Origin of the sequence: Gordonia rubripertincta (assembly GCF_038024875.1) — a bacterium.
Classification (GTDB): Bacteria; Actinomycetota; Actinomycetes; order Mycobacteriales; family Mycobacteriaceae; genus Gordonia; species Gordonia rubripertincta.
The window spans coordinates 4,574,650-4,599,951 of sequence record NZ_CP136136.1; the positions used below are offsets into that span (position 1 = coordinate 4,574,650).

Consider the following 25,302-nt stretch of genomic DNA (forward strand, 5'->3'; position numbering starts at 1 on the left):
TATAGATTGAGGGCGTGGACACGCCTGCGCCCATCCCCCGAGCGTTGCCGAACCCGATCCCGAACGTGCCCGGGGTCGCCGACCCGCTCCCGGAGACACCCCCCGACCCGTCACGACGCTGGCTTCGCGCGGCTCGTTTCGCCGCACGCCCGCAGCTGCATCCGTGGGAGATCCCGGTCCTCGTCCTCGTCATCCTCACCACGACGGTGGGATACGCGGCGATCATCCTCCTCGTCGCCCTCGGCATGCTGGACCAGATCCTGCTGGCCGCCTTGGCATTTCCGCTCCTGCTGTTCGTGATCCGCGGTCTCACCTATGCGACGCCGCGCGTGAACGGCGTGCAGATGACGCCGACCCAGTTCCCGGAGGGTTACCGGATGGTGGTCGAGGCCGCCGCCCGCTACGGATTGGAGTACGTACCCGACGCCTACGTGGTCCTCGGGAACGGGCAGATCAACGCCTTCGCCTCCGGCCACGGATTCCGCCGGTTCGTCGTCGTGTACTCCGACCTGTTCGAGGTCGGCGGCGCCGCGCGGAGCCCGGAGGCGCTGGAGTTCATCATCGGCCACGAGGTCGGGCACATCGCGGCCGGACACACGTCGTACTGGCGTCAGTTGGCAACGGTCTTCGGCACCAACATCCCTCTGCTCGGCAGCGCCTTGTCACGAGCGCAGGAGTACACCGCCGACAACTACGGCTACTACGCGAAGCCGGCGGGAGCTCCAAGTGCGATCGGCGTCCTGGCCGCCGGCAAGTACATGCTGTCCGCGGTCGACTTCGATCAGTTCGCCGACCGTGCGACCCACGAACGCGGGTTCTTCGTGCACCTGGTCAACGCGATCTCGACCCATCCCGTCCTGACCTGGCGGGCGGCCGCACTCCGTGACCGCACCCGGGCCGGCGCGATGCTGCTACGGCCACGCCGGATCGTGCGCGGCATCGGCAGCGGCAACGTCGTGGCCGTGCCACCACCGGCACACCCCGCGACGGTCCCGGCCGGTTCGCTCCCGAACGGCATCGAACCCCCGCCCAGGTTCTGAGCAGGGGTTCGAGAAGCGGCTTGCCGGGGGGCGATGCGGACTGTTACTCAGTCGAATTCGGGATCCTCGGTGCGACTGCGCTTGAGCTCGTAGAAGTGCGGGTAGGAGGCGAGGGCGAGCGCCCCGTCCCACACCTTGCCGGCGTCCTCGCCGCGCGGGATGCGTGACAGCACAGGGCCGAAGAAGGCGACACCGTTCACATGGATCGTCGGGGTGCCGACGTCGTCGCCGACCTTGTCCATACCCTCGTGGTGGCTCTTGCGGATGGCCTCGTCGAACTCTTCGGAGCCGGCGGCCTCGGCCAGCGCGGCATCGAGGCCGAGCTCGGCGAGCGCGCCGGCGATGACCTCGTCGAAGTCCTTGATCCCCTCGTTGTGAATCCGGGTGCCCATCGCTGCGTAGAGGGGTGCGAGGATCTCGTCGCCCTTCTCCGCTGCCGCGGCGGCGATCACCCGGACCGGACGCCAGGCGTTTTTCAGGGCCTCGCGATACTCGTCGGGGATGTCCTTGCCCTCGTTGAGGACGGCGAGACTCATGATGTGGAAGTTCACGTCGATCGGACGGACCTTCTCGGCCTCGAGGATCCACCGGGAGGTGATCCAGCACCACGGGCAGAGCGGATCGAACCAGAAATCGACCCGATCGGTGGTGGACTGGCCCTGCTCTGACATCGTCGACGTCCTCTCAGAAGTGGTGATCGATCTCGACCGTACCGGCGGCACCGTCACCCGTGCTCAACATCGGCCCGCGTCGGGCTGTTCCCGGTTTGTGATGTGAGCTGCGAAAATCTGCGCCGGATCCGGTTACGGTTCCTGGGGAGGAGCCCGGTCGGATGAGCACGTCCGGATCAGCCACCGTTCTCGGAGAGGAAACGTCATGTCGTCGACGCCGCATGATCCGGGCTCCGGTCCCGGTTCGGCGGGTGCGCGGGCGAACCCCCGGGGGCTCCGGGCCGAGCAGATCGTCCGGGCGGCGACGATCCTCTTCCAGGACTACGGGTACCGCAACGTCAGCATCGAGCAGATCGGTGCCGCGGTGGGTCTCACCGGTCCCGCGGTGTACCGGCACTTCCCCGGTAAGCACGACATCCTCGTGCAGGCGCTGCTGACCCAGGTAGACCTGGTGGACCAGCTCGTGCGCGAGGCCGACGGTGACGGCGAGACGCCGGAGGCCCAGCTGTGGCGTTTCCTCGATCGTCTCGGGGACATGACCGCCAACCACGACGTGTCCATCCTCTGGCGCCGCGAGCAACGACACCTACAGCCCACACAACTCGCGGAGATGCGGGGCTACTTCACCAAGTACGGCGACTACATCGCCGACAAGGTCGCCGCCGTGCGACCCGACCTACCGGACGCCGACGCCCGCCTGCTCGGCTTCGCCGTCCTGAGCCTGTACTCCAACACCTCGGTGATCCGCGGGTCGATGCCGCCCGCGCGAGTGATGCAGATCCAGCGGGCCATCGCCCGGTCGATCGACGACTGCGAGGTGCCCGCGGCCGGCCCCGATGCCTCGCCCCCGTCGTTGCCCATCCGACGCCCCGCCGACCGGCACGAGCGCATCCTCGATGCGGCCACCGGCCTGTTCGCCGAGCGGGGTTTCCACGACGTCCGGATCGACGACATCGCGCGGGCGGCCGACATCTCGGTCGCCACCTTCTACCAGCAGATCCCGGGCAAGACCGAGGTTCTGCGCGCGATCCTGTTCCGCGCCCTCGAGGGCACGCTCTTCCTCACGGCCCACACCCTCGACGGCGTCGAGCCCCACGACGCCCTCGACGTGCTGATCTCACTGCACGTGGAGTACGCGCTCGGCGTGCACGGACGGATCATCTCCGTCTTCACCCGCGACCTCGTATACCTGTCCGAGGCCGACCAGGACGCACTGCGTTCGGCCCAGCGCGCATACATCGCCGAATGGGCCACCGCCATCCGCGCCCGTTCGCCCGAACTCTCCGACGGCGACGCCGCAGGCCTCACCCGCGCGTTCATCGGCGTGACCGGCGACATCGTCCAGTCGCCGGAACTGCGCGCGCGACCGGATATCTCCGACGCGCTCACCGCACTCGCCACCGCGATCCTTCAGCCCGCCGATCTGCTGTCGGACGGCTGAGCACCGCCGATCTCTATAAGCTGGCCTGCGTGACTGCCCCGAACCTCACCAGAGACCAGGCCCGCGAGCGCGCCGCGATCGTCGACGTGTCGAACTACCAGATCGAACTCGACCTCACCGACGGGAACGGTGCGCCCGGCACCCAGACGTTCCGATCCACCACGACGGTCACGTTCACCGCGACCGAGGGTGCCGAGACCTTCATCGACCTCGTCGCACCGACGCTGCACTCCGCGACGCTCAACGGCGTCGAACTCGACGTCTCCGGCTTCGACGAATCCGTCGGCATCGCCCTGCCCGGGCTGGCCGCGGAGAACACCCTCACCGTGGTCGCCGACTGCGCCTACTCGAACACCGGTGAGGGCCTTCACCGTTTCGTCGACCAGTCCGACGACTCGGTGTACCTGTACTCCCAGTTCGAGACCGCCGACGCCAAGCGCATGTTCGCCTGCTTCGACCAGCCCGATCTCAAGGCCACCTACACGCTCACGGTCACCGCACCGGAGGACTGGAAGGTCATCTCGAACGCGGCACACGTCGAGACCACCGCCGCCGAGCCGGGTATCCACCGCTTCCGCGAGACCGCGCCGATGAGCACCTACCTTGTCGCGCTGATCGCCGGGCCGTACGCCGAGTGGACCGACGTCTACTCCGACGACCACGGTGACATTCCCCTGGGCATCTATTGCCGTGCCTCGCTGGCCGAGCACATGGACGCCGACCGGCTCTTCACCGAGACCAAGCAGGGATTCGCCTTCTACCACAAGAACTTCGGCATCCCCTACGCCTTCGGCAAGTACGACCAGCTGTTCGTGCCCGAGTTCAACGCGGGCGCGATGGAGAACGCCGGCGCGGTGACCTTCCTGGAGGACTACGTCTTCCGGTCGCGCGTCACCAAGTACCTCTACGAGCGTCGCGCCGAGACCGTGCTCCACGAGATGGCGCACATGTGGTTCGGCGACCTCGTCACCATGCAGTGGTGGGATGACCTGTGGCTCAACGAGTCCTTCGCCACCTTCGCCTCGGTGCTCTGCCAGTCGGAGGCCACCGAGTACACCAACGCCTGGACGACGTTCGCCAACGTCGAGAAGTCCTGGGCGTACCGGCAGGATCAGCTGCCCTCGACCCACCCGGTCGCCGCCGACATCCCCGACATCGCCGCCGTCGAGGTCAACTTCGACGGCATCACCTACGCCAAGGGCGCGTCGGTGCTCAAGCAGCTCGTCGCCTACGTCGGCGTGGACGACTTCCTCGCCGGTCTGCGCGACTACTTCGCCGCCCACAAGTTCGGCAACGCGACGTTCACCGATCTGCTCGGCGCACTGGAGAAGTCGTCCGGTCGTGATCTGTCGGACTGGGGCGACCAGTGGCTGCGTACCACCGGTATCAATGTCATGCGACCCGACTTCGAGATCGACGAGTCCGGGGCCTTCACCCGGTTCACCATCGTCCAGGACGGCGCTGCCCCGGGCGCAGGCGAGACCCGTGTGCACCGGCTCCGCGTCGGCATCTACGCCGACAACGGTTCCGGCGCCATCGAACAGACCCACAGCGTCGAACTCGACGTCGAGGGTGAGCGCACCGACGTGGCCGACCTCGTCGGCGTGAACCGCGGGGACCTGGTGCTGCTCAACGACGGCGACCTCACCTATGCGTCGATCCGTCTCGACCCCGAGTCGCTGGCGACCGCGACCGCCCGCATCGGCGACATCACCGACTCCATGCCGCGCACCCTGGTGTGGTCGGCGGCGTGGGAGATGACCCGCCAGGCCGAGATGCGCGCCCGCGACTTCGTCGAACTCGTGCAACGCGGGATCGCATCGGAGACCGAGATCGGTGTGGTGCAGCGTGTCCTGATGCAGGCGACCACCGCGATCGAGTCCTACGCCGACCCCGCCTGGGTGTCCTCGACCGGTCGGCCCGCGTTCAGCGCCCGGCTGCTGGAACTCGCCCGGGGTGCCGACGCGGGCTCCGACCACCAGCTCGCCTTCGTCAACACCTGGCTGGCCGGCAGGCTCAACGACGACCAGGTCGACGTGGCACGAGCACTTCTCGATGGCGCGGACCCGGCCGAGCAGGGTCTGGACGGCCTGGCCGTCGACACCGACCTCCGGTGGAAGCTGGTGCGCGCGCTGGCAACCGCCGGTGCGATCGATGCCGACGCCGCCTCGACCCCGACCATCGACGCGGAGGCCCAGCGCGACAACACCGCCACCGGCACCCGGCAGGCCGCCGCGGCACGCTCGTCGCGACCGCTCCCCGAGGCCAAGGCCGACGCGTGGTCACAGGCGATCGACGACGATTCGCTGTCGAACATCTACACCCGCACCATGATCGAGGGCTTTGCACGTCCGGGCCAGGGCGAACTGCTCGAGCCGTACCTCGAGAAGTACTTCGAGGCGATCCCCGAGGTGTGGGCACGCCGTTCGAGCGAGGTCGCCCAGACAGTCGTCGTCGGCCTCTACCCGAGCTGGGCGATGACGCAGCATGCCCTCGACCTCGCCGAGGAGTTCGTCGCGGGTGATCATCCGCCTGCCCTCAAGCGGCTGATCTCCGAAGGCCGCGACGGCGTGGCGCGTTCGCTGCGTGCACGCGAGTTCGACGCGCAGGGCTGAGGTTTCAACGAATCGGCCTCGCCCCATCGGCTCACCTGGAGTCTGCGCCCGATCAACCGATCGGTGTCGTCGTCTCTTGGGGTGTCCCACGCCGGTGGGGCGTGACCGGTCCGGTGTCCGTCGGCGACAGCCGCCGATGCGATGAGAGTCTCCGCGGACTGGGTGTTGGTCCGTTCGGCAGCACGCATCATCATCCGGTGCGCCGCGTCCGGATCTGTCTCCGGACCGAGGACGGCAAGCGTCAGTGTCCCGCTCGGACAAGAGAATCGAACTTCGCCGGGCGCCCACGTGGTGAAGCCCTCCAAGTGCACCGACCGGCCGTCGACCCCAACCTTCCGGTTCGGCTGGGTATCCCAGTCGGCGATCCGGTAGCCGACCCGTTCGAGCCGCGGCAACCGGGTGTCGAGTGCTTGTGCGATATCCGGGAGCTCCGTTGCCAGGTCGCGTGTTCGCGGCCACCACGCGCCATCGACTGCCCCCCGAACCGAATCGGCGGGCTTGAGCCGCAACCGCAACCGGCGAGGCGGATGCGCGGTCGGCGCGTTCACGCCCTGCTACCCAACGGGTGGCGCCAGGTACGCGGAGCGTGGCGCGACCGGTTCGACGACGTTACAGCGACTGTGTTCGCCGGGCCGTTCGCGTTCTCCGCCCGGTCGTGGTCGAGGGCGGCGACGCGTTGCTCGGACCGTTTGAGGTCGCGGCGCGCGACGTGCCCGCGGCGCGAGGACCGCCTCGCCCCCACCAGGATCATGGCCAACCCCAGCATGCCGAGCGCTCCCAACACCACACCGTGGAGTAGAAGAGCACCCGTGGTTCCGCTCACGTGGTAGCCGAAGACGGCGAAACTGTCAGGTGCGAGACCGTTCGCACTGCCGTTGTTGGCGAGAAAACCGGCCGCCGTCGCGATCACCGCGGCGACCAGGATGATGACTCCGATGATGACTGTCATGACATCAGCTCTCTTCTTGGATCCGGGACCGCCGGGTTGTTCCGGCTCCCGGCGAGTTCGGAGGGGACCGCTGTACCAATCGATTGCTTTGCGGCACTGCGAGATCGGTCATTGCTGATGATCACGTCATTCTCCAGCTCGGTCACCGCGTCGACGATCAGGGAACGCAGGTCACCGACCATGGCCGCGGTGTCGTCATCGGTTCGGCCGGCCCGGGAGTGCGCGAGGAGTCGCTCGTTGAGCCGGCGGGCAATGGGAGGTAGATCGAGGCGTGCGGACATCAGGGTTCCCGTCTCTGGTTTTCGAACAGAACATCTGACAGGGTTCCGCCACCCTCGACAGTCCTCATCACCTTTTCCCAGACGTCCCCGGCGCGGACCTTGAGAACATCTGTGGCGAGCAGGATCACCGGGTGCGAGTCGGCTTCGAGAACCGCAGTCCGTGAATGACGGTCCCGCCGGAGGGTCCGGCAAGCGAGGACGTCACCGACGACTTCGCTCGTATCGTTCGTATCCGCGCTGGTCGCGGGATGGAACTGGACATCCCATTCGGCGAGCAGGTCGCCCGGCACGTCGCGCGAATCCTGCTCTTGGATCCCGCTCACGATTGTCTGAGGCCTCGATGAGTGACCCGGTCGGGCGCGGTGATAGTCGCGTATGTGCCCGAAGAGGCGGCTGCGCGGAAGCGAGTCGAGAATTCGAGTGGTGGTGATCATGGCATTCGCCTGACTCGGTCGCCGTCTGGATGCGGCCGAAGTGACCGGGGCCGCCAACAGTGATTCTCTCGGCGTGCAACCCGACGAAATTCAGTCTACGCCGTTTGTCCAGCACCAACGCCATGCCGCGTACCGATGGCGCTCACCTGCGGGCCCGCCTCCACCGATACCGCACCTGCGGCCGGCCGGCCGAGCCGTACTGGGTGTCGCGGTCGAGGACGCCGTCGTCGGCGAGTCGTTCCAGATATCGCCATGCCGTGACCCGCGAAGATCCCAGCGCGCGAGCCGCTTCCGATGCGGTGAGCCCGTCGGCACTGTCCCGCACGGCACGACACACCGCATCCTCGGTCTGCGGTGCCGAACCCTTCTTCGCCGTCCGTCGGTGATCGCCGGAACGCAACTCGGCCAGTGCCCGGTCTACGTCGCGCTGACTGACCGCCTCCGCCTCGCCGGTCAACGCCTCCCGGTAACGCAGATACTGCTCGATCTTGTCCCGGAAGGCCGCGAACGTGAACGGTTTGAGCAGGTAGAGCAGCACCCCGCGCGACATCGCGGCGCGCACGGTCGGCAGATCCCGCTGCGCGGTGATGGCGACGACGTCTGGGGCCGGACGCACCCCGGACAGGGCGGAGGCGAGGTCGGTGCCCCGGGCGTCGGGAAGACCGAGGTCGAGCAGCACCAGGTCGACGCCATGAGTCCGCGCGGCGCGCAACGCCTCCTGCGCGGTGGTCACCGCGCCCACGACCTCGAATCCGCCGATGCGTGCGAGGTAGTCGCGGTGCGCCTCGGCGATCACCGGCTCGTCCTCCACGATCAGAACGCGGATCACCCGGTCACCACTGCCCCTGACGACTCCGCCCGGATACGCACCGTGACCACCGAACCGTAGGTGTTCTCGGCGGTCAACGTCCCCCGGTGTCGAGCAACGACCTGCGCGACGAGGGCCAGGCCGAGTCCGCGCCCGGCCTCGTCGCCGCCGGACTTGGTGGAATAGCCACGGGCGGTGGCGCGACCGAACAGCTCGTCGTCCATCCCGGGACCGCTGTCGGCGACGACGATCTCGAGTGCATCGTGGTCCCCGATGACCCCGACCTCGACCCACGGATCGATCGGATCGCAGGCGTCGAGGGCGTTGTCGACGAGGTTCCCCACGACGGTGATCATCTCGCGCGGTGACAGGATCTGGGTGGCCTCGTCACTCACCTGGGAATCCTCGGTGAGCGAGAACGCAATTCCCCGTTCGGCAGCTTGCGCACTCTTCCCGAGGAGCAACGCGACGAGCGCCGGCTCGGCGACCGCATGGGTCATCCGGTCGATGAGGTGTTGGGACAGTTCGAGTTCGGTGGTCGCCAGTCGGACCGCCTCTTCCGGCCGTCCCATCTCGACCAGTGCGACCAGCGTGTGCAGCCGGTTCGCCGACTCGTGCGCCTGGGAGCGGAGTGCCTCGGCGAATCGGGTCATCGAATCCAACTCTCCCATGGCCTCGGCCAATTCGGTCCGGTCGCGGATCGTGACGACCAACGAGCCGCGTCGCCCGGACACCGGCGAGCGGCTGACGAGCAACACCCGTCCGCCCTCGGCGTGCAGCTCGTCGGAGACCCCGTCCCCGCGCAGGAAGTCCGGCAGTTCGCGTGCGGGCGTGTCGGTTCCGATGCCGAGCAGGCGTTGCGCCTCGGCATTGACCAGCGCCGGCCGACCGTCCTCGACAACGATCAGGCCCTCGCGGACCGCACGCAGCACCGCGTCGTGGTGGTCGTACATCAGGCGCAGGTCGTCCGGGGCGAGTCCGCCGGTCTGCCGCAACAGGCGTCGTCGAATCCACCAGACGCCGGCGGCCGCCGTCAGCAGGGCAGCGAGGGCGGTGACGGCGATCCGAGGGAGCTCCCCGCGCCAGGTCGACGTCAGGGAACGCTGGGTGATGCCGGCGGCGACCATGCCGACGATCCGGCCGTCGGGACCCCGGACCGGCGTGATCGTCCGGGTCGACGGACCGAGGGTGCCGGTGTAGGTCTCGGTGATCGTCTCGCCGCGCAGAGCCGCGTCGACGCTGCCGATGTAGGGCGCACCGATCAGGGACGGGTCGGTGTGGGTGTAGCGCGTCCGGTCGGGTCCCAGCACGGTGATGAAGGCCATGCCCGTCTCCCGACGGATCCGGTCGGTGACCGGCTGCAGGATCGCGCTCGGGTCCGGCGAGGTGAGCGCGGACACCGTCGAGGGCGCCTGGGCGAGGCTGACCGCGACCGCGGTGACCTCGTCGCGGGCGGCCCGGTCCCCGTCGACGCGCGCGTCGATCGCCGCGAGCACACTCCCCGCCACGACCACGACCGCCACGACGACCAGCGCGAGCGCCGCCACCTGGCCGGCCAGCGTCCGCGGGAACCACCGCATGCTCGCCCCTCATCCGTGTCCCGACCGTGGTGACTCGCCGTGCCGTGGTTGGCAAGGCCCATATCGGGCTATTCCCGGCAGCGGTGAACGTAATGAACAGAACCGTGACGGTGGTCACCTGGTCGGTTCACAATCCTAATCGCCCATGTTCCCGGTACACGAGGAGAGAATCGCCGATGAACGTATATCCGAAGGCCGGTGACGAGGCGGCGGAGGCCGAGGCCCCACAGGCCAAGCGCGACCGCACACACTGGCTCTACATCGCGGTCATCATCGCGGTGGTCGCCGGCGTCGTCGTCGGTCTCGTGGCCCCCGAGGTCGGCAAGAACCTCGGCGTCCTGGGCACCATGTTCGTCAGCCTCATCAAGATGATGATCGCGCCGGTCATCTTCTGCACGATCGTGCTGGGCATCGGATCGGTCCGCAAGGCCGCGACGGTGGGCAAGGTGGGTGGTCTGGCGTTCGTCTACTTCCTCATCATGTCGACGGTTGCGCTGGCGATCGGACTGGTCGTCGGCAACCTCATCCAGCCCGGTGAGGGCCTGAACATCTCGTCGATGTCGGACAAGGGTGAGGAACTCGCCAAGGAGGCCCACGAATCGGGCGACACCATGGACTTCATCCAGGGCATCATCCCGGAGTCGATGCTCTCGGCCCTCACCGACGGCAGCGTCCTGCAGGCTCTGTTCGTCGCGCTCCTCGTCGGATTCGCGATCCAGGCGATGGGACGCACCGGCGAGCCGATCCTGACCGCGGTCTCCTATTTCCAGAAGCTGGTCTTCAAGGTGCTGACCATGGTGCTGTGGGTCGCTCCGATCGGTGCCTTCGGCGCGATCGCGAACGTCGTCGGCCAGACCGGGTGGGCGGCCGTACAGCAGTTGGCGATCCTGATGCTGGCCTTCTACCTCACCTGCCTGGTCTTCGTCTTCGGCGTGCTCGGCGTGCTCCTCCGCACCGTCGCGGGGGTCTCGATCTTCCGTCTGGTCCGCTACCTGGCCCGCGAATACCTGCTGATCTTCGCGACGTCGTCGTCGGAATCGGCGCTGCCGCGTCTCATCGCCAAGATGGAACACCTCGGCGTCGAGAAGACGACCGTCGGTGTCGTGGTGCCCACCGGGTACTCGTTCAACCTCGACGGCACCGCCATCTACCTGACGATGGCCTCGATCTTCATCGCCGACGCGATGGGCGACCCGCTGTCGGTCGGCGAGCAGATCGGTCTGCTCGCGTTCATGATCATCGCGTCGAAGGGCGCCGCCGGCGTCAGCGGCGCGGGACTCGCGACGCTCGCCGCCGGACTGCAGGCGCACCGCCCGGAGATGCTCGAGGGCGTGGGCGTGATCGTCGGTATCGACCGGTTCATGTCCGAGGCGCGCGCGGTCACCAACTTCTCCGGCAATGCGGTGGCGACTCTGCTGGTCGGTTCCTGGACCAAGACGATGGACAAGCACCAGGTCGACGAGGTGCTCGCCGGTCGCATTCCGTTCGACGAGTCGAACATGGTCGACGACGACCTCGACTCGGCCGGGACCGGAGCCCACGAGAAGGTGCTCGAGGCCTCCGCACCGCGATCCTGAGCGGAGTCTTGAGCAGGCCCGGCCCGCACGACGACGACGCGGGCCGGGCCCGTCGCACGGAAGCGTGGCATGATGGGACTCGCCCCTTGATGCATCGCAATTCCGGTTCATGTCTCTCGTGACGCGCCTCAGTTCCGAAAGCTGATCTCTCCGGCGTACCTGGCAACAATCAGAAGGCCAGAGGTACGCACTCTTGTCCCTTTCAGCTGTGTCGCATGCGCGTGACACGAAGTTCGTGAGTTCCTACACCGAACTCGCCGCGGAGGTCCGCGCATCAGGACTGCTCGACCGTCGGCGCGGGTTCTACATCGCCCGGATCGCCCTGACCGTCCTCGCGTTCGTCGGGATCTGGACGGCGGTGGTCCTGCTCGGCGACACCTGGTGGCAGATCGTGCCCGCGGCTCTCCTGGCCGTGGTGAGCACCCAGTTCGGCTTCCTCGGACACGACGGCGCCCACCGCCAGATGTTCGCCTCCGCCGGCGCCAACGAGTGGAACGCGCGGATTCTCGCCGCCGCGGGCGCGGGTCTCTCCTTCCACTGGTGGCGGAACAAGCACAACCGTCACCACAAGGCCCCCAACCAGGTGGGCATCGACCCCGACATCGCCGACGGCCCCATCGCCTTCGTGCCGGCGATCGCCGAGGAGCGGACGGGCCTCTACGGCTGGTTCACCAGACGTCAGGGGTGGTTCTTCGTCCCGCTGCTGACACTCGAGGGCGCCGCCCTCCACGTCGCGAGCCTCCAGGGTCTCGCCGCACGCACCGCCGTCCCGCACCGTGCCGTCGAGATCTCGCTGATCCTGCTGCGCCTGCTCCTCGGCGTCGCGGTTCCGTTCCTCGTGATGTCGCCCGGACTCGCGGTCGCGTTCATCGCCGTGCAGCTCGCGGTGTTCGGGCTCCTGCTGGGCGGTTCGTTCGCGCCGAACCACAAGGGTATGCCGTTGGTTCCGAAGGACATGCGTGTGGACTTCCTGCGCCGGCAGGTGCTGATGTCGCGCAACATCCGCGGCGGTCCGGTCACCGACTTCATGATGGGCGGGCTCAACTACCAGATCGAACACCACCTGTTCCCGAGCATGCCGCGACCCAACCTCGCGAAGGTGCAGCCGCTGGTCCGGGCCCACTGCGCACGGCACGGCGTGCAGTACACCGAGACCTCGCTCATCGGGTCCTACGCAATCGTCATCCGCTACCTCAACCAGGTCGGGCTCTCCGATCGCGATCCGTTCACCTGTCCCCTGGTCCGCATGTATCGCTGATCCGACAGTCCTCGAACACGAAAGAGGCCGCCCCACCGAGAGGTGGAGCGGCCTTCTTCGTGGTCTGCGGGGACTAGCCTCCGGCGGCGGCAGTCGCCATGACACGCAGCGACGCGATGAGGCCGTCGATCAGGTTGCCCTGACGGAAGCCAGTGACCGCGGCGGTGACGCCGAGTGCGGCGACGCGGTCGTTGACGCGGCTCGACACCTCGCTACCGGAGACGATGACGACGTCGCGCGTGTTCGGCGACACCGCGATCAGCGTGCCGTGGGCGGGCTCGGGAGCCTTCGCCAGAACGGCGCGGGCGCTCGCGTCGAGGTCACCGTCGAGATCCCCGATGTAGACCGAGAAGCGCACGAGAGCCTTCTCGCTCGCGGCCTTCAGGGTGTCGTCGAGGGCGATCAGGTCCTTCTTGCTGAAGGGCGGCGTCGTCGGTGCGTCACCCGGGTAGCGGGCCGCCGAGATGCGTCCGCTGTTGGTGATCACGGCGCCGAGCGGCAGCTCGGCAGCCGAACGGGCCGCGACCTCTGCACTCACGTTCGCGTGCGAAACCTCACCACTTGCCACTTGCCGAGCTCCCATCAACGTCGCCGGGTTCCGCGTGCCGCGGAAGTGCCATCGGTTCGATGTCGGTGGCACTGAAGAGAAGCGGTGCATGCTCCCATTGCTGATCGAGGGTGTACTCCTTGACCTCCGGGTACTTGACCCCGCCGGAGAACACCATCGCGACAACGCAGAGCACGACGAAGAGCACCGTCACGATCGTGACTGGCACTCCGATGGGGACGATCAGGCTGTCCATGTCACCCTTTCGATGGTCGCGCCGGACCCGGCCGGTTGTCGGCACAGGTCATCGTTGATCAATCTAGCCCACATCACACGGCCCGGTGCAGCGACCCCTACAGCGCGTCGTAGACAGTGCCCGAGCGGAGTTCTCCAGCAATGATCCCGCACCTCAGGCAGCCCCGGCGTCGATGTACTGCATCCACGCCGGATCGATGTCCTTGACCGCGGCGATGAGCCCCCAGTGCCGGCCTTTCGGTGCGACCGGCCGGTTCCGCAGGGTCCAGCCGAGCTCGCTGAGCAGGCGGTCGGCCTTGCGGTGATTGCACGACGCACAGCAGGCGACGCAGTTCTCCCAGTTGTGCGCCCCGCCCCGACTGCGCGGCACGACGTGGTCGATGGTGGTGGCGTGTTTGCCGCAGTATCCGCACCGGAACCGGTCTCGATGCATCAGCGCCGCGCGGGTCATCGGGACGGTCGCGCGGTACGGGACCCGTACGTAGTTCCGCAGCCGGATCACCGTCGGCACCGCGACCTCCGTCGCGGCCGAGTGGAACGCGCCTGCGGATTCGTCGGCGTGGACCAGGTCGGCGCGGCCACGCAGGATCAGGACGACGGCGCGGCGGATGGTGACCGCGCTCAGGGGCTCATAGGTGGCGTTGAGCAGCAGCACCCGGCGGCGCGTCCACGACCGTGACCCGGCCGCCGGCGAGGCGGCACCTCCGTGCAGCCGCCTCACCTCGCTCGTCTGGTGATGTGACCGGTGCGTCATTCGACCTCCCGCCAGGCCTGCGTGAACGGGTTGACCTGCACAAGTTCACCACGGACGCCGGCGTCGTGCAGCGAGAATCCGCCGCAAGACACCTCGATCGGACCCGCCGGCGGCACGCGACGTTGAGGCACCCCTCGGTCGTAGGGACAATGGCGGCTGTGACTGGCGAATCCGGCAACTCCCCCGACCCGACCCCGCGGAGCTTCTACGAGGAGATCGGCGGCGCGGAGACGTTCCATCGGCTCACCGAGGTCTTCTATACCGAGGTGGCCAAGGACGAAGTGCTGCGCCCGCTGTACCCCGAGGAGGATCTCGGCCCCGCCGAGCGACGGCTGCGGATGTTCCTCGAGCAGTACTGGGGTGGTCCGCGGACCTACTCCGAGGAGCGTGGCCATCCGAGGCTGCGCATGCGCCACAACCCCTATCGCGTCGGCCCGATCGAGCGCGACGCCTGGCTGCGGTGCATGCACACCGCGATCGCCTCGATCGACGACGAGACCCTGGACCCACCGCATCGGCAGGCACTCGTCGACTACATGGAGATGGCCGCCCAGTCGATGATGAACTCACCGATCTGAGATCCGCGGGAACCCTCGGCTTTTCGCCACCCGAACTCTCGACACGCGCACGACGCGCCGATTGACCAGGATTTCTCGCCGAAAACTCAGGTAAGGCAGAATGACCACGGTGAGCGATGAGACACCAGATGTTGTCCCCGCCGAGCCATCTGACGGGGGTCAGACCGACGGCGCACACACCGACGTACCGGAGACCACGGGTACCGAGGGCAACGTGAGTGACTTGTCGGGAAACACCCCCGAGATCGCCGGAGACGCATCGGATGCCGAGACCGTCGACGCTGTGAGCGCCGTCCCCACCGAGGACGCCGCGGCAGCCGACGATCCCGAAATCGACGATCGCGCAACCACAGACGCCGAGGCCGCCGACCCGGAAGTCGTCGATCCCTCGACGACCGATCCGGATGCCCTCGATGACGAGGCCATCGAGGCCGAGGCGGATGCCGAACTCGACCCGGACGCCGATTTCGTCCCTGAGGTCGAAACCATCGCGGCACGAGTCGAACCGGCCACCGTGTCGGTGCCCCAGCTGGACCCGACCGACACCACGTGGTGGAAGTCCGCGGTCTTCTACCAGATCTATCCGCGGTCGTTCTGCGACGCGAACGGCGACGGTGTCGGCGATCTCGCCGGTGTCATCGGCAAACTCGGATATCTCGAACTGCTGGGCATCGACGCGATCTGGCTCAGCCCCATCATGACCTCTCCGATGGCAGACCACGGTTACGACGTCGCCGATCCGCGCGACATCGACCCGCTCTTCGGCGATCTCGCCACCTTCGACGCCCTCATCGCCGAGGCCCACGCCCGCGACATCCGGGTGACGATGGACCTCGTCCCCAACCACACCAGCGATCAGCACGAGTGGTTCCGGGCCGCACTCGCCGCCGGCCCGGGCAGTCCGGAACGCGACCGGTACATCTTCCGCGACGGTCGCGGCGAGAACGGCGACGAGCCACCGAACAACTGGCACAGCATCTTCGGCGGGCCGTCGTGGACCCGGGTCACCGAGGCCGACGGCAGCCCCGGACAGTGGTACCTCCACATCTTCGCCGCCGAGCAGCCCGACCTGAACTGGGAGAACCCCGAGGTCTTCGAAGATCTCGAGAAGACACTACGGTTCTGGCTGGATCGCGGGGTCGACGGTTTCCGCATCGACGTCGCGCACGGGATGGCCAAGCCCGCCGACCTGCCCGACATGGACCTGACCAAGACCGCGCTGCTCTCCAACGACGACGACGATCCGCGGTTCAACAACTATGCGGTGCACGACATCCACCGCAAGATCCGCAAGGTCCTCGACGAGTACCCGGGCGCTGCGAACGTCGGCGAGATCTGGGTGAACGACAACGAGCGATTCGCCGAATACCTGCGCCCCGACGAACTGCACCTGGGCTTCAACTTCCGACTCGCCAAGGCCCCTTTCGAATCCGAGGCGATCCGAGAGGCCATCGAGAACTCCCTCGACGCGGTCCTGTCGGTGTCGGGGACGCCCACCTGGACGCTGTCGAACCATGACGTCGCACGCGAGGTGACCCGGTACGCCCCCGCCCATCCCGCGACCGGCGAACTCGATCTCGACCGCGGGACACGCCGTGCCCGGGCGATGCTCGTCGTCGAGATGGCCCTGCCCGGTTCGATCTTCCTCTACAACGGTTCCGAACTCGGCCTGCCCAACGTCGACGATCTGCCCGAAGAGGCCCTCCAGGATCCGGTGTGGGAACGGTCGGGTCACGCCGAACGCGGCCGCGACGGATGTCGGGTTCCGTTGCCGTGGCAGGGTACCGAGCCGCCGTTCGGTTTCAGCTCGTCGGCCGACACCTGGTTGCCGATGCCGGAGTCGTGGCGGTCACTCACCGCCGAGGCACAGCTCGAGGACGTGGGCTCGATGCTGTCGCTGTACCGAGCGGCCATCGAATTACGTTACAACCGACCGGAATTCGCCGGCGACTCGATCGACTGGTACGAGGCACCGGAGGGCTGCCTGGCCTTCCGGCGGTCGGAGGGATTCCTGATCTGCGCACTGAACGCCGGCGAGGTCCCGGTTCCGCTGCCGCCGGGTGAGCTCCTGCTGATCAGTTCGCCGCTGGTTGACGGCATGCTGCCGCCCGACGCCGCCGCCTGGCTGGTCTGAGAATCCTCTATAGAACCGTGACCGACAGGTCACGGTGACGCCGCTGGTACACCGAACCGTATCGGGCGTCGACCCGAATCCAGGCCGCCGACAAGCGGATCCGGACCGGTTCCGCGGCGTCGATGTCCTCGACCGGTGAGCTCTCGGTGACCGCGCGCCCGTCGCGGTCGCGGAGGAAACCCATCCCGGTCAAGGCGAAGAGCGAGCGCATGGTGACGACCGCGCGCAGCGCACCGTCCTCGGTCGAGACCTCGAGCACGCCCTGGTCGAGCACACCCGTGGCGGGTCCGTGAGCACTTCCCTCCTCGCGCGCCACGCGGGCGCCGTCGCGCGCCAGGCCGACGATGCTGCGGGCGGGCACGTCGTCGACGTGTCGGTAGCCGACGGATGCGGGAAGTGCACCGCGCCAGGCGGAGTCGAGGGAGAATCCGGGATCTACCGGTGCGCCTGCGGGAGCCGCGGCGAGCGCGGCGTGCAGCGATGCCGCGTCGCAGACGATGTCGGCTGGTGCCAGCTGCCCGAAGACCGCACGGGTCGCGAGCACCTCGAATCCGGTGTGTGTCCAGAGTGCGACGAGTCCATCCGAGCGGGCGACGACGCGCACGACGGCGGCGTCGTCGAGCCGTTGGGCATGGGCGAGGAACGCCGACGCGTTGGAGCGATCCGACTCCGCGATCTGGATGAACCGTTCCATCAGTGCTGCTTCGTGGACGTGTCGTCGCCGCGGCGGAACGAGTTCAGGTAGTCCTTCTGTTCCGGGGTGAGCCGTGCGATGCGCTGGCCGGCGACGTCGAAGGCGACGAGCTGGGTGCTGGCGACGACCGCCGGTTTCGATGCGGGATCGGCCCCGGCCGCGCGGACCTCGTAGCCGACGGTGAAGTCGACGGCGCGCAGGCGCTCGACGAACATGGTCACCTCGATCGGCCCCTCGGAGTGCCGCAGCTGTGCCTGGTACTTCACGTGCAGGTCGGCCACGAGGCAGCCGTCCCGCAGCGGCGCGGTGGGCCGGCCGTCGAGGAACAGCCACGGGATACGCGCCTCCTCGAGCAGCGTGACCATCCGGGCGTGGTTGATGTGCTGATAGACGTCCATGTCCGACCATCGCACCGGGACCTTCACCACGTAGCCGTCGGTCGTCGCGGTCCCCGAGTCCTCGTTGAGCACGTGCGTTCCATCCCCTGTCGATCCGGATCTGCTGCTACGACGCCGTCGGGCGTCGCGGACTCAACCCTACGCACGGCGGGCCCCGGCACCCCTGACGGGCGGTGACGACCGCGAGCGATTCAGGCGGGACCGACCTCGACCCGCACGCCGTTGAGGACGACGGTCCCCGAGAGCGGGTCGAGCCGTGTCCCGTCGTTGAGGATGTTCACGTTGACCCCCGGTTCCGCGGCCGCCACGGAGAGGCGGGCCTCGGCGTCGTCGTGACCCCAGCCGTGCGGCATCGAGGCGACTCCGGGCTTGATGTCGGTGGTGAGCTCGACCGGGACGGTCAGCGACCCGCCCGCGCCGCGGACCGTCGCGACGCCGTCGATGCCCAGGCGCGCCGCATCGTCCGGGTGCATCTGCAGGGTGCAGCGATTGGTCCCGCCGGTGAGTGCGGGCAGGTTGTGCATCCAGCTGTTGTTGGACCGCAGGTGACGGCGCCCGACGAGGAAGAGCGACGGATCGCCCGACTCGTGTTCGGCGTCGACTGCGGCACGCAACCGGGCGAGGTCCCCGATCAGCGGCTCCGGTGCCAGCTCGACCTTTCCCGACGCGGTGCGGAGCACCCCGGGCAGACGCGGGCGCATCGGACCGAGGTCGATGCCGTGCGGGGCGGCCAGGACATCGGCGAACGTGAGGCCCTCCCGTGCACCGAAACCGTCGCCGTAGGCACCGAGCCGCAGCATCATGTCCAGGCGGCGCTGGTGGCCCGGCGCTTCGGGCAGCATCGCCACGAGGGTCTCGACGTCGCGTCCGGCGACCGGCGAATGCGGGTCGGTCACCTCCTTGGCCAGGGTCGCGGCGATGACCTGCTCGTCGACGAGGCCCGGATCGGCGTCGACGCCCGCCCCGGAAATCCCGAGGATCAGGCGACACACGATGTCGATCTCGTCGGGCCGGCCGTCGGGTAGCGGCAGTACCCGCGGCGAGTAGCGGGCGTTCGCGCGTACGGCGAGGTTGTTGAGGATCGCGTCGAAGTGCGGGCTCTGGGAGGGGCGCGGCGGCGGCAGGATGACATCGGCATGCCGGGTGGTCTCGTTGAGATTGGGGTCGACGCACACGACGACGTCGGCGGCATCGAGCGCGGTGGCCAGCCGGCGGCCGTTGGGCGCCGACAGCACGGGGTTGCCGGCGACCGTGACCAGTGCCCGCAGTTGCGCCTCTCCGGGTGTCTCGAACTCCTCTGCCATCGCGACGGCGGGCAACTCCCCCGCGACCTCGGGATGTCCCCACACCCGGCTGCGCCAGCGGCCGGTCCGGAATCCGCGCCCCGGTCGGGCCGGACGGGGCGCGGGGGCGGTCGGCGCCGTCGGGAACATGACCCCGCCGGGCCGATCCAGGTTGCCGGTGAGGACGTTGACCACGTCGATGAGCCAGCTGCCGAGGGTGCCGAACTCGACGACCGTGGTGCCCAGTCGGCCGTAGACCGCCGCCGTCGGTGCCGCCGCGATCGCACGGGCGAGCGCGCGGATGGCCTCGGCCGGCACATCGCAGTACGAGGCCACCCGCTCGGGCGTGAGATCGACGATCTCTCTGCGTAACTCGTCGACACCTTGCACGTGGGGCGCGATTCCACCGAGCTCGTCGGCGACCAGTCCCTCGTCGAACAGGCAGGTGACGACGGCGGCCAGCAATGCGGCGTCGGTTCCCGGGCGTGGTGCGAGGTGGGTATCTGCCAGACGAGCGGTGCGGGTGCGCGCCGGGTCGATGACCGTGAGTCGTCCGCCGCGATGCCGGAGGGCGTTCAGCTTGCCGGGGAAGTTCGCGGCGGTGGCCATACTGCCGTTGGAGACAACGGGATTCGCGCCGATGATCACCAGGTGATCGGTGCGGTCGAGATCGGGGACGGCGAAGGTCCCGGCGTGACCGAACAGCTATCCCGACGCCGCCTGCTTGGGCATCTGGTCGAGGGTGCCGGCGCTGAACACGTTGCGGGTGCCGATCGCCCGCGCGAGCAGCGGCGCGTACATGGTGCCCGCGATGGTGTGCGCCGACGGGTTGCCGAGGTAGAACCCGACCGACGATCCACCGTGAGCGTCGATGACCGTGCGCAGGCGGGTGACCGCTTCGTCGAGCGCCTCGTCCCAATCGACCTCGACGAACCGTCCGCCCCGTTTGACCAGCGGGCGTTCGAGACGATCCGGGTCGTTGTCGAGTTGTGCGAAGCTCGCCCCCTTGGGACAGATGTAGCCATGGCTGAACACGTCGTCGGCGTCGCCGCGGGCACCGGTCACGTGCTCACGCGGGTGTCCGTCCTCTTCGGCGGTATTCCTCGATCGGGCCGCCGTGGACGTCGACAACGAGGGACAACCCGCAGGTCGCTTCGCAGAGCGGGCAGATTCGCGGGGCCGTGCGCGTCATGAGCCCAGGCTAGGCCCGGGCATCGGGTGGCGGGGCCGAAACGGACCAGGGGGGAAACGCGTCAGCGAATCACACTCCGGAGTTGCCGTGCAGCGACCGACAGTGTCGCGAGGTCGAGGGTCCCGGTCTCCTCGATCTCATCGAGAACGGTGCGCAGGCGACTGAGCCGGTTCGACTGGGAGGATTCCCATTCGGCGATCTTCTCGTCGCTCGACTCGTCGGGTTCGCTGACCTCGAGGATCTTGAGGGTGAGCGCCCGTAGCGCGCCGTGCATGTCGTCGCGAACCGCCAGCCGGGCGAGCGCGTGCCAGCGGTCGCCGTAGTCCAGGTTCGACACCGCGGTGAGCAGTTCCTCGAGTCCGAAGTGTTCCATCACCGCGAAGTAGAGGTCGCCGACCTCTTCGGGATCGCGGTCGGAGATCTCCGCGGCGTCGATGATGTCGAGCAGGCAGAACCGGTGCAGGCTGACGGCTACCGTCCGGGCGAGGTCGTCGGGGACCCCCTCGTCGACATACACGCGCACCCGGTCGGCGATGTCCTTCGCGGAGCTCTCCCCCAGCCACCCGTCGACGGACGCGGACAACCGGGTGATTCGATCGGAGTAGCGGGTGATCTCGGCAGCCAGGGCGAGCGGCTGCGGACGGAACGCGAGCAGCCACCGCGACGCCCGGAACAGCAGCCGGCGGGCATAGAGCATCATCCCGTCGACGACCTCGGCCGGTGCCGGTGCGTGCCGGATGCTCTCGAAGACCTCGCCCATGCCGAAGATCCTGTTGGACACGACGTAGGCGCGGACACCTTCTTCGGTTGTGCACCCCGCGCCCTCGCTCAACCGGAACAAGTGCGTCATCCCGGCGTGATCGATGACGTCGTTGACGAGGGTCGTCGTGACGATCTGCCGTCGCAGCCGGTGGGAGTTGATCTGCTCGCCGTACGTCTCGCGCAGGGCTTGCGGGAAGTAGCGGGCGACGCGTGGGGCGAAAACGTCGTTGTCGGGGAGGTCGCTGGCCAGCAGGTCCGACTTCGCCTCGAGTTTGACGTGCGCCATCAGGGTCGCGAACTCCGGTGAGGTGAGTCCGCGGTGCAGCTCCCCCTCGAACCGCTTGCGGAGCTCCCGCGCTTGCGGAAGGGCTTCGAGCCGAAGGTCGATGCCGCGTTCGCGGGAGAGCTGGTCGAGCATCCGTGCGTGCACCTCGACGCGGGTCAGCTCGAAGGTGCGGCAGAACCCCAGCTCCGAGTTCTGCGAGATGTTGTCGGCGAGAACGAGGTCGGCGACGTCGTCGGTCATCGATTCGAGCAGCGGGTTCCGGTCGCCGGGATCGAGCGCACCGCCCGACACCGCCGAGTCGAGCAGGATCTTGATGTTGACCTCGTGGTCCGAGCAGTCGACGCCTGCCGAGTTGTCGAGCGCGTCGGTGTTGATCCGGCCGCCCGCGAGATCGAACTCGATCCGGCCGCGCTCGGTGACCCCGAGGTTGCCGCCCTCTCCGATCACCTTGGCCCGCACCTGATCACCGTCGACGCGGATCGCGTCGTTCGACTTGTCGCCGACGTCCCCGTGGGATTCCGTCGACGCCTTGACGTAGGTGCCGATCCCGCCGTTCCACAGCAGGTCGACCGGCGCGAGCAGGATCGCGCGGATCAGTTCGGGCGGCGAGAGCTCGTCGACGCCCTCGTCGATGCCGAGTGCGGCCGCCATCTCCGCACTGACGGGGATCGACTTGCGGTCGCGGGACCACACCCCGCCGCCCACGCCGATCAGATCGGTGTCGTAGTCGGCCCACGACGATCGCGGCAGCTCGAACAACCTGCGGCGTTCGGTGAAGGATCGGTCCGCGACCGGGTCCGGGTCGACGAAGATGTGCCGGTGATCGAAGGCGGCGACGAGCCGGATGTGCTCGCTGAGCAGCATGCCGTTGCCGAACACGTCCCCGCTCATGTCGCCGATTCCGACGACCGTGAAGTCCTGCGTCTGGGTGTCGACGCCCATCTCCCGGAAATGCCGTTTGACCGATTCCCAGGCACCGCGCGCGGTGATGCCCATGGCCTTGTGGTCGTAACCGGCCGAACCGCCCGAGGCGAACGCGTCACCGAGCCAGAAGCCGTATGACTGTGACATCTCGTTGGCGATGTCGGAGAACGCCGCGGTGCCCTTGTCGGCCGCGACGACCAGGTAGGTGTCGTCGGAGTCGAGCCGGACCACACCCCGTGCCGGGATGACCTCGCCGGTCGAGCGGTCGATGTTGTCGGTGATGTCGAGCAGACCCGAGATGAACTGTCGGTAACAGGCGATCCCCTCCGCGCGCTGCGCATCCCGGTCGGTTGCGGCGTCCCCGGTCGGCGCCGGCGGGCGTTTGACGACGAATCCGCCCTTCGCGCCGAGGGGGACGATGACGGCGTTCTTGACGGCCTGAGCCTTCACCAGGCCGAGGATCTCGGTACGGAAATCCTCCTTGCGATCCGACCAGCGCAGCCCACCGCGCGCCACCGCACCGAACCGCAGGTGGACGCCCTCGACCCGAGGCGAGTACACGAAGATCTCGTGCAGCGGACGGGGTTCGGGGGTCTGCGGGATCTCGCGGGGCCGGAGCTTGAACGAGATCACCGGACGATGCTCGCGAAACCCTTCACCGGTTGTGTCCGTCACGAAGTAGTTGGTCCGTGACGTCGCCGTCATGACGGCCGCGAAGGCCGACACGACGCGATCGGCGTCGAGACTCAGCACCGTGCCGATGTCGGCCCGGAGTTGCTCGCTCACCCGCTCGCGCCGGTCGAGATCGGCGGCGACCGGGTCGAAAGACGCCACGAACAGATCGACCAGCCCGCGGGTGATCTGTGGATGACAACCCAGCACGTTCGCGACATGGGCTGTGCTGTAGGAGAATCCGCACTGCCTCAGGTACTGCCCGTAGGCACGCAGCATGGCCGCCGATCGCCAGTCCAGGCCGCAGCGGATGATCAGCTCGTTGTAGTCGTCGACTTCTGCTGCGGCGACCCAGATCCGACGGAACGCCTCCGTGAAGCGCTCCTCGAGGTCGTCGGCATGGTCGAGGTCCACCGACATCCCGGCGGCGAGTTGCACGATGAACTCGTAGGCCCAGCAGACGGTGTCGTCGGATCGCCGGATCTCGTACGGATGCTCTTCGAGAACGTCGAGGCCTAGACTGTGCAGCACCGGCAGGACGTCGGTGAGGGTCGCCGATTCCCCACACAGGTAGAGGGTGAACCGCCAGCGGTGGCGGTCGCCCGGCCCGCGCTCCTCGGTGGCGTCGAGTGTCACCGCGAGCGCGCCCGGTTCGAGGGAGACGACGTGGATCAGGTCCTCGAGGGCGTCCTGGGGTTTGCGGATCTCCTTGTAGTCGTCGGAGAGTGAGGGTAGTTGTCGCAGAAGGAGCTCCGGACCGCTGGAAGACGGCCCGAACCGGTCGCCGAGGGTCGCGGCGAGTTCCCGGACACGTTCGTCCCAGCCACGGATCGCCGCCGCGAGAGCCGCCTGCATCCGGGCATGCGCGGGCGACCCGGTGTCCACCGATCCCAGTTCGGATGCGGCGCCCGGTTCGATACAGACCAGCACCTGGAGGAGGGCGAGCGGCATCTCGCTCACACGAGCCGTGTATTCGAGTGCGCTGCCGTGCAATTCGTCCATGAGGGCACGTTCGAGGGCGAGTCGACTCTGGGTGTTGTAGCGATCCCGCGGTAGGTAGATGAGGGCGACCGCGGTTTTGCCGTCGACGTTGGTCCGCACGAACAGCCGCAGCGAGCGGGTCGCGACCGCGTCGAGCATCTCGGTGACGCGACGGGCGAGCTCGTCGGTGGTGGAGGCGAACATCTCCACCACCGGATAGTTCTGCAACAGCTCGATCATGGACTGCCCAGCGAAGGAGTCCTCGTCGACACCTGCCCGCGCGAGCACATCGTGCACCTTGGTACGCAGGACCGGGACGTCGAGCACGGTCTGGTGCAGACCGGAGGAGGTCAGCGTGCCGAGGAACCGGTGCTCACCGTCGTAGTTGCCGTGCGAATCGAAGGCCGGGACCTGCAGCAGCACAGGGAAATTCGACCGTTGGATGCCAGTGGCGACGAAGATCCGACTCGCTCGTGGGAGCAGTGGCCGCGTGGTCACCGACGGGAAGTCCCGGTTGATGGAGTCGGTGCGCCAGACACCGAGCCGCTCGTCGCCGTCCCCGGCGCCGTCGGTGCCCACCCGGGTGTAGCCGAGGGGGTGGAAATGGTTCCCGGCGAACCATTCGAGGAGTTTGGCGTACTCGTAGCGGTCGGTGTTGCGGATGCCGGTGGACTCGCGCACCGGTGCCACCGACAGGTCGGCGGCACAGGATGTCATCCGCGACCGCATCCGGGCGGCGTCGTGGTCGACGTCGCCCACCCGGAACACGACCTCGAGGAGGTCCGATCGGAGCACATCCGGGTCGACGCCGGGATGTCCGGCGAGCCCGCCGACGAAGATCCAGGACTCCCAGACGGCGCCGGGCCCGTCATCGATCGCCTCGAGCCGGCCGTCGGTGTCGCGTTGCACCGGCATGACCGGATGGTCCATGCGGTCGATGGAGAGGTCGTGTGCCTCGACGGTCGCCAGCACCGCCTCCACGAGCATCGGCATGTCGTCGTTGACGACGACGATCTCGACCGCGCCGCCCTCGTCCACGGCGACCTCGACCAGTGCCTGGCCGGGGTCGCGCCGGGTCGCGACGTCAAGGTGACGCACCACCTGCTCGGCGGCGCTGTCCGCCCCGGAGCCTTCGGCCCGGGACTTGAAGTAGTGGTTCACCGCGTCCGGCACGAGTGAGGTCACATC

General features: G+C 68.1%; 21 protein-coding genes and 1 pseudogene. 7 read left to right on the top strand and 15 right to left on the bottom strand.

Annotated elements, in window-relative coordinates; translation table 11 throughout:
• Nucleotides 1-14: 14 nt before the first annotated feature.
• Complete coding sequence (locus RVF83_RS20820; protein ID WP_005198924.1) at nucleotides 15-1,040, top strand: M48 family metallopeptidase; 1,026 nt, start codon at nucleotides 15-17, stop codon at nucleotides 1,038-1,040.
• A gap of 47 nt (nucleotides 1,041-1,087) precedes the next feature.
• Here the strand turns inward: RVF83_RS20820 and RVF83_RS20825 are convergent, their stop codons facing one another.
• Nucleotides 1,088-1,711, bottom strand: coding sequence for a DsbA family protein (locus RVF83_RS20825; protein ID WP_005198923.1), 624 nt, complete (start codon nucleotides 1,709-1,711; stop codon nucleotides 1,088-1,090).
• Between the two features lie 205 nt (nucleotides 1,712-1,916).
• Between RVF83_RS20825 and RVF83_RS20830 the strand changes: the two genes are divergently transcribed.
• Both RVF83_RS20830 and pepN read left to right on the top strand, forming a co-directional pair.
• Nucleotides 1,917-3,152 (top strand): TetR/AcrR family transcriptional regulator, encoded by a 1,236-nt coding sequence (locus RVF83_RS20830; RefSeq protein WP_005198922.1) that lies wholly within the window; start codon nucleotides 1,917-1,919, stop codon nucleotides 3,150-3,152.
• A 29-nt stretch (nucleotides 3,153-3,181) separates the two neighbouring features.
• A complete protein-coding gene (gene pepN, locus RVF83_RS20835; protein WP_005198921.1) occupies nucleotides 3,182-5,767 on the top strand; it encodes an aminopeptidase N in 2,586 nt (861 codons plus the stop codon).
• Here the strand turns inward: pepN and RVF83_RS20840 are convergent.
• From RVF83_RS20840 to RVF83_RS20865, 6 genes are all read right to left on the bottom strand, one after another.
• The gene (locus tag RVF83_RS20840; RefSeq protein WP_341261974.1) at nucleotides 5,677-6,315 is read right to left on the bottom strand and encodes a DUF5994 family protein; all 639 of its coding nucleotides are present in this window, start codon (nucleotides 6,313-6,315) and stop codon (nucleotides 5,677-5,679) included. The two genes, pepN and RVF83_RS20840, sit on opposite strands and share 91 nt — an antisense overlap.
• Nucleotides 6,312-6,716, bottom strand: a complete 405-nt coding sequence (locus RVF83_RS20845; protein WP_005198919.1) for a hypothetical protein — start codon at nucleotides 6,714-6,716, stop codon at nucleotides 6,312-6,314. Before RVF83_RS20845 ends, RVF83_RS20840 begins: the two co-directional genes overlap by 4 nt.
• A complete protein-coding gene (locus tag RVF83_RS20850) occupies nucleotides 6,713-6,997 on the bottom strand; it encodes a hypothetical protein (RefSeq protein ID WP_005198918.1) in 285 nt (94 codons plus the stop codon). The genes RVF83_RS20845 and RVF83_RS20850 overlap by 4 nt, the downstream gene beginning before the upstream one ends.
• Complete coding sequence (locus RVF83_RS20855) at nucleotides 6,997-7,431, bottom strand: hypothetical protein (RefSeq protein ID WP_039880515.1); 435 nt, start codon at nucleotides 7,429-7,431, stop codon at nucleotides 6,997-6,999. Before RVF83_RS20855 ends, RVF83_RS20850 begins: the two co-directional genes overlap by 1 nt.
• A 142-nt stretch (nucleotides 7,432-7,573) precedes the next feature.
• Nucleotides 7,574-8,260 (bottom strand): response regulator, encoded by a 687-nt coding sequence (locus RVF83_RS20860; RefSeq protein WP_005198916.1) that lies wholly within the window; start codon nucleotides 8,258-8,260, stop codon nucleotides 7,574-7,576.
• Nucleotides 8,257-9,819, bottom strand: a complete 1,563-nt coding sequence (locus RVF83_RS20865) for a sensor histidine kinase (protein ID WP_005198915.1) — start codon at nucleotides 9,817-9,819, stop codon at nucleotides 8,257-8,259. Before RVF83_RS20865 ends, RVF83_RS20860 begins: the two co-directional genes overlap by 4 nt.
• 176 nt (nucleotides 9,820-9,995) lie before the next feature.
• On the opposite strand from RVF83_RS20865, the gene RVF83_RS20870 reads away from it, so the two are divergent.
• Together RVF83_RS20870 and RVF83_RS20875 are read left to right on the top strand one after the other, a co-directional pair.
• Nucleotides 9,996-11,396 (top strand): C4-dicarboxylate transporter DctA, encoded by a 1,401-nt coding sequence (locus RVF83_RS20870; protein WP_005198914.1) that lies wholly within the window; start codon nucleotides 9,996-9,998, stop codon nucleotides 11,394-11,396.
• 193 nt (nucleotides 11,397-11,589) lie between these two features.
• A complete protein-coding gene (locus RVF83_RS20875) occupies nucleotides 11,590-12,654 on the top strand; it encodes a fatty acid desaturase family protein (protein WP_005198913.1) in 1,065 nt (354 codons plus the stop codon).
• A gap of 73 nt (nucleotides 12,655-12,727) precedes the next feature.
• Here RVF83_RS20875 and RVF83_RS20880 read toward each other — a convergent pair whose 3' ends face one another.
• From RVF83_RS20880 to RVF83_RS20895, 4 genes are all read right to left on the bottom strand, one after another.
• A complete protein-coding gene (locus tag RVF83_RS20880) occupies nucleotides 12,728-13,222 on the bottom strand; it encodes a DUF5130 domain-containing protein (RefSeq protein WP_005198912.1) in 495 nt (164 codons plus the stop codon).
• Entirely contained in the window at nucleotides 13,209-13,457 is a 249-nt protein-coding gene (locus RVF83_RS20885; protein ID WP_005198911.1) for a hypothetical protein, read from the bottom strand. Before RVF83_RS20885 ends, RVF83_RS20880 begins: the two co-directional genes overlap by 14 nt.
• 153 nt (nucleotides 13,458-13,610) lie before the next feature.
• Nucleotides 13,611-14,210 (bottom strand): HNH endonuclease, encoded by a 600-nt coding sequence (locus RVF83_RS20890; RefSeq protein WP_005198910.1) that lies wholly within the window; start codon nucleotides 14,208-14,210, stop codon nucleotides 13,611-13,613.
• On the bottom strand, nucleotides 14,207-14,341 hold the full coding sequence (locus RVF83_RS20895; RefSeq protein WP_255220662.1) for a hypothetical protein: 135 nt from the start codon (nucleotides 14,339-14,341) through the stop codon (nucleotides 14,207-14,209). The genes RVF83_RS20890 and RVF83_RS20895 overlap by 4 nt, the downstream gene beginning before the upstream one ends.
• 18 nt (nucleotides 14,342-14,359) lie before the next feature.
• On the opposite strand from RVF83_RS20895, the gene RVF83_RS20900 reads away from it, so the two are divergent.
• Both RVF83_RS20900 and RVF83_RS20905 read left to right on the top strand, forming a co-directional pair.
• A complete protein-coding gene (locus tag RVF83_RS20900) occupies nucleotides 14,360-14,788 on the top strand; it encodes a globin (protein ID WP_039880513.1) in 429 nt (142 codons plus the stop codon).
• 100 nt (nucleotides 14,789-14,888) lie between these two features.
• Nucleotides 14,889-16,922, top strand: coding sequence for an alpha-amylase family glycosyl hydrolase (locus RVF83_RS20905; protein ID WP_005198908.1), 2,034 nt, complete (start codon nucleotides 14,889-14,891; stop codon nucleotides 16,920-16,922).
• 7 nt (nucleotides 16,923-16,929) lie between these two features.
• On the opposite strand, the gene RVF83_RS20910 is transcribed toward RVF83_RS20905, so the two are convergent.
• From RVF83_RS20910 to RVF83_RS20925, 4 genes and pseudogenes are all read right to left on the bottom strand, one after another.
• Entirely contained in the window at nucleotides 16,930-17,616 is a 687-nt protein-coding gene (locus tag RVF83_RS20910; protein WP_005198907.1) for a hypothetical protein, read from the bottom strand.
• On the bottom strand, nucleotides 17,616-18,086 hold the full coding sequence (locus RVF83_RS20915; protein WP_005198906.1) for an acyl-CoA thioesterase: 471 nt from the start codon (nucleotides 18,084-18,086) through the stop codon (nucleotides 17,616-17,618). The genes RVF83_RS20910 and RVF83_RS20915 overlap by 1 nt, the downstream gene beginning before the upstream one ends.
• Before the next feature lie 119 nt (nucleotides 18,087-18,205).
• Nucleotides 18,206-20,489 (bottom strand): annotated as a pseudogene (locus RVF83_RS20920) (molybdopterin-dependent oxidoreductase).
• Between the two features lie 61 nt (nucleotides 20,490-20,550).
• Nucleotides 20,551-25,299: an NAD-glutamate dehydrogenase gene (locus tag RVF83_RS20925; RefSeq protein WP_005198903.1), complete on the bottom strand. Its 4,749-nt coding sequence runs from the start codon at nucleotides 25,297-25,299 to the stop codon at nucleotides 20,551-20,553.
• Between the last annotated feature and the right edge of the window lie 3 nt (nucleotides 25,300-25,302).

Bases quoted from the DNA above. Each gene is read 5' to 3' on its own strand.
- RVF83_RS20825 (WP_005198923.1), bottom strand. From the start codon at position 1,711: ATGTCAGAGCAGGGCCAGTCCACCACCGATCGGGTCGATTTCTGGTTC.
- RVF83_RS20830 (WP_005198922.1), top strand. From the start codon at position 1,917: ATGTCGTCGACGCCGCATGATCCGGGCTCCGGTCCCGGTTCGGCGGGT.
- RVF83_RS20845 (WP_005198919.1), bottom strand. From the start codon at position 6,716: ATGACAGTCATCATCGGAGTCATCATCCTGGTCGCCGCGGTGATCGCG.
- RVF83_RS20850 (WP_005198918.1), bottom strand. From the start codon at position 6,997: ATGTCCGCACGCCTCGATCTACCTCCCATTGCCCGCCGGCTCAACGAG.
- RVF83_RS20855 (WP_039880515.1), bottom strand. From the start codon at position 7,431: ATGATCACCACCACTCGAATTCTCGACTCGCTTCCGCGCAGCCGCCTC.
- RVF83_RS20865 (WP_005198915.1), bottom strand. From the start codon at position 9,819: ATGCGGTGGTTCCCGCGGACGCTGGCCGGCCAGGTGGCGGCGCTCGCG.
- RVF83_RS20870 (WP_005198914.1), top strand. From the start codon at position 9,996: ATGAACGTATATCCGAAGGCCGGTGACGAGGCGGCGGAGGCCGAGGCC.
- RVF83_RS20885 (WP_005198911.1), bottom strand. From the start codon at position 13,457: ATGGACAGCCTGATCGTCCCCATCGGAGTGCCAGTCACGATCGTGACG.
- RVF83_RS20890 (WP_005198910.1), bottom strand. From the start codon at position 14,210: ATGACGCACCGGTCACATCACCAGACGAGCGAGGTGAGGCGGCTGCAC.
- RVF83_RS20900 (WP_039880513.1), top strand. From the start codon at position 14,360: ATGGCGGCTGTGACTGGCGAATCCGGCAACTCCCCCGACCCGACCCCG.
- RVF83_RS20905 (WP_005198908.1), top strand. From the start codon at position 14,889: ATGACCACGGTGAGCGATGAGACACCAGATGTTGTCCCCGCCGAGCCA.
- RVF83_RS20910 (WP_005198907.1), bottom strand. From the start codon at position 17,616: ATGGAACGGTTCATCCAGATCGCGGAGTCGGATCGCTCCAACGCGTCG.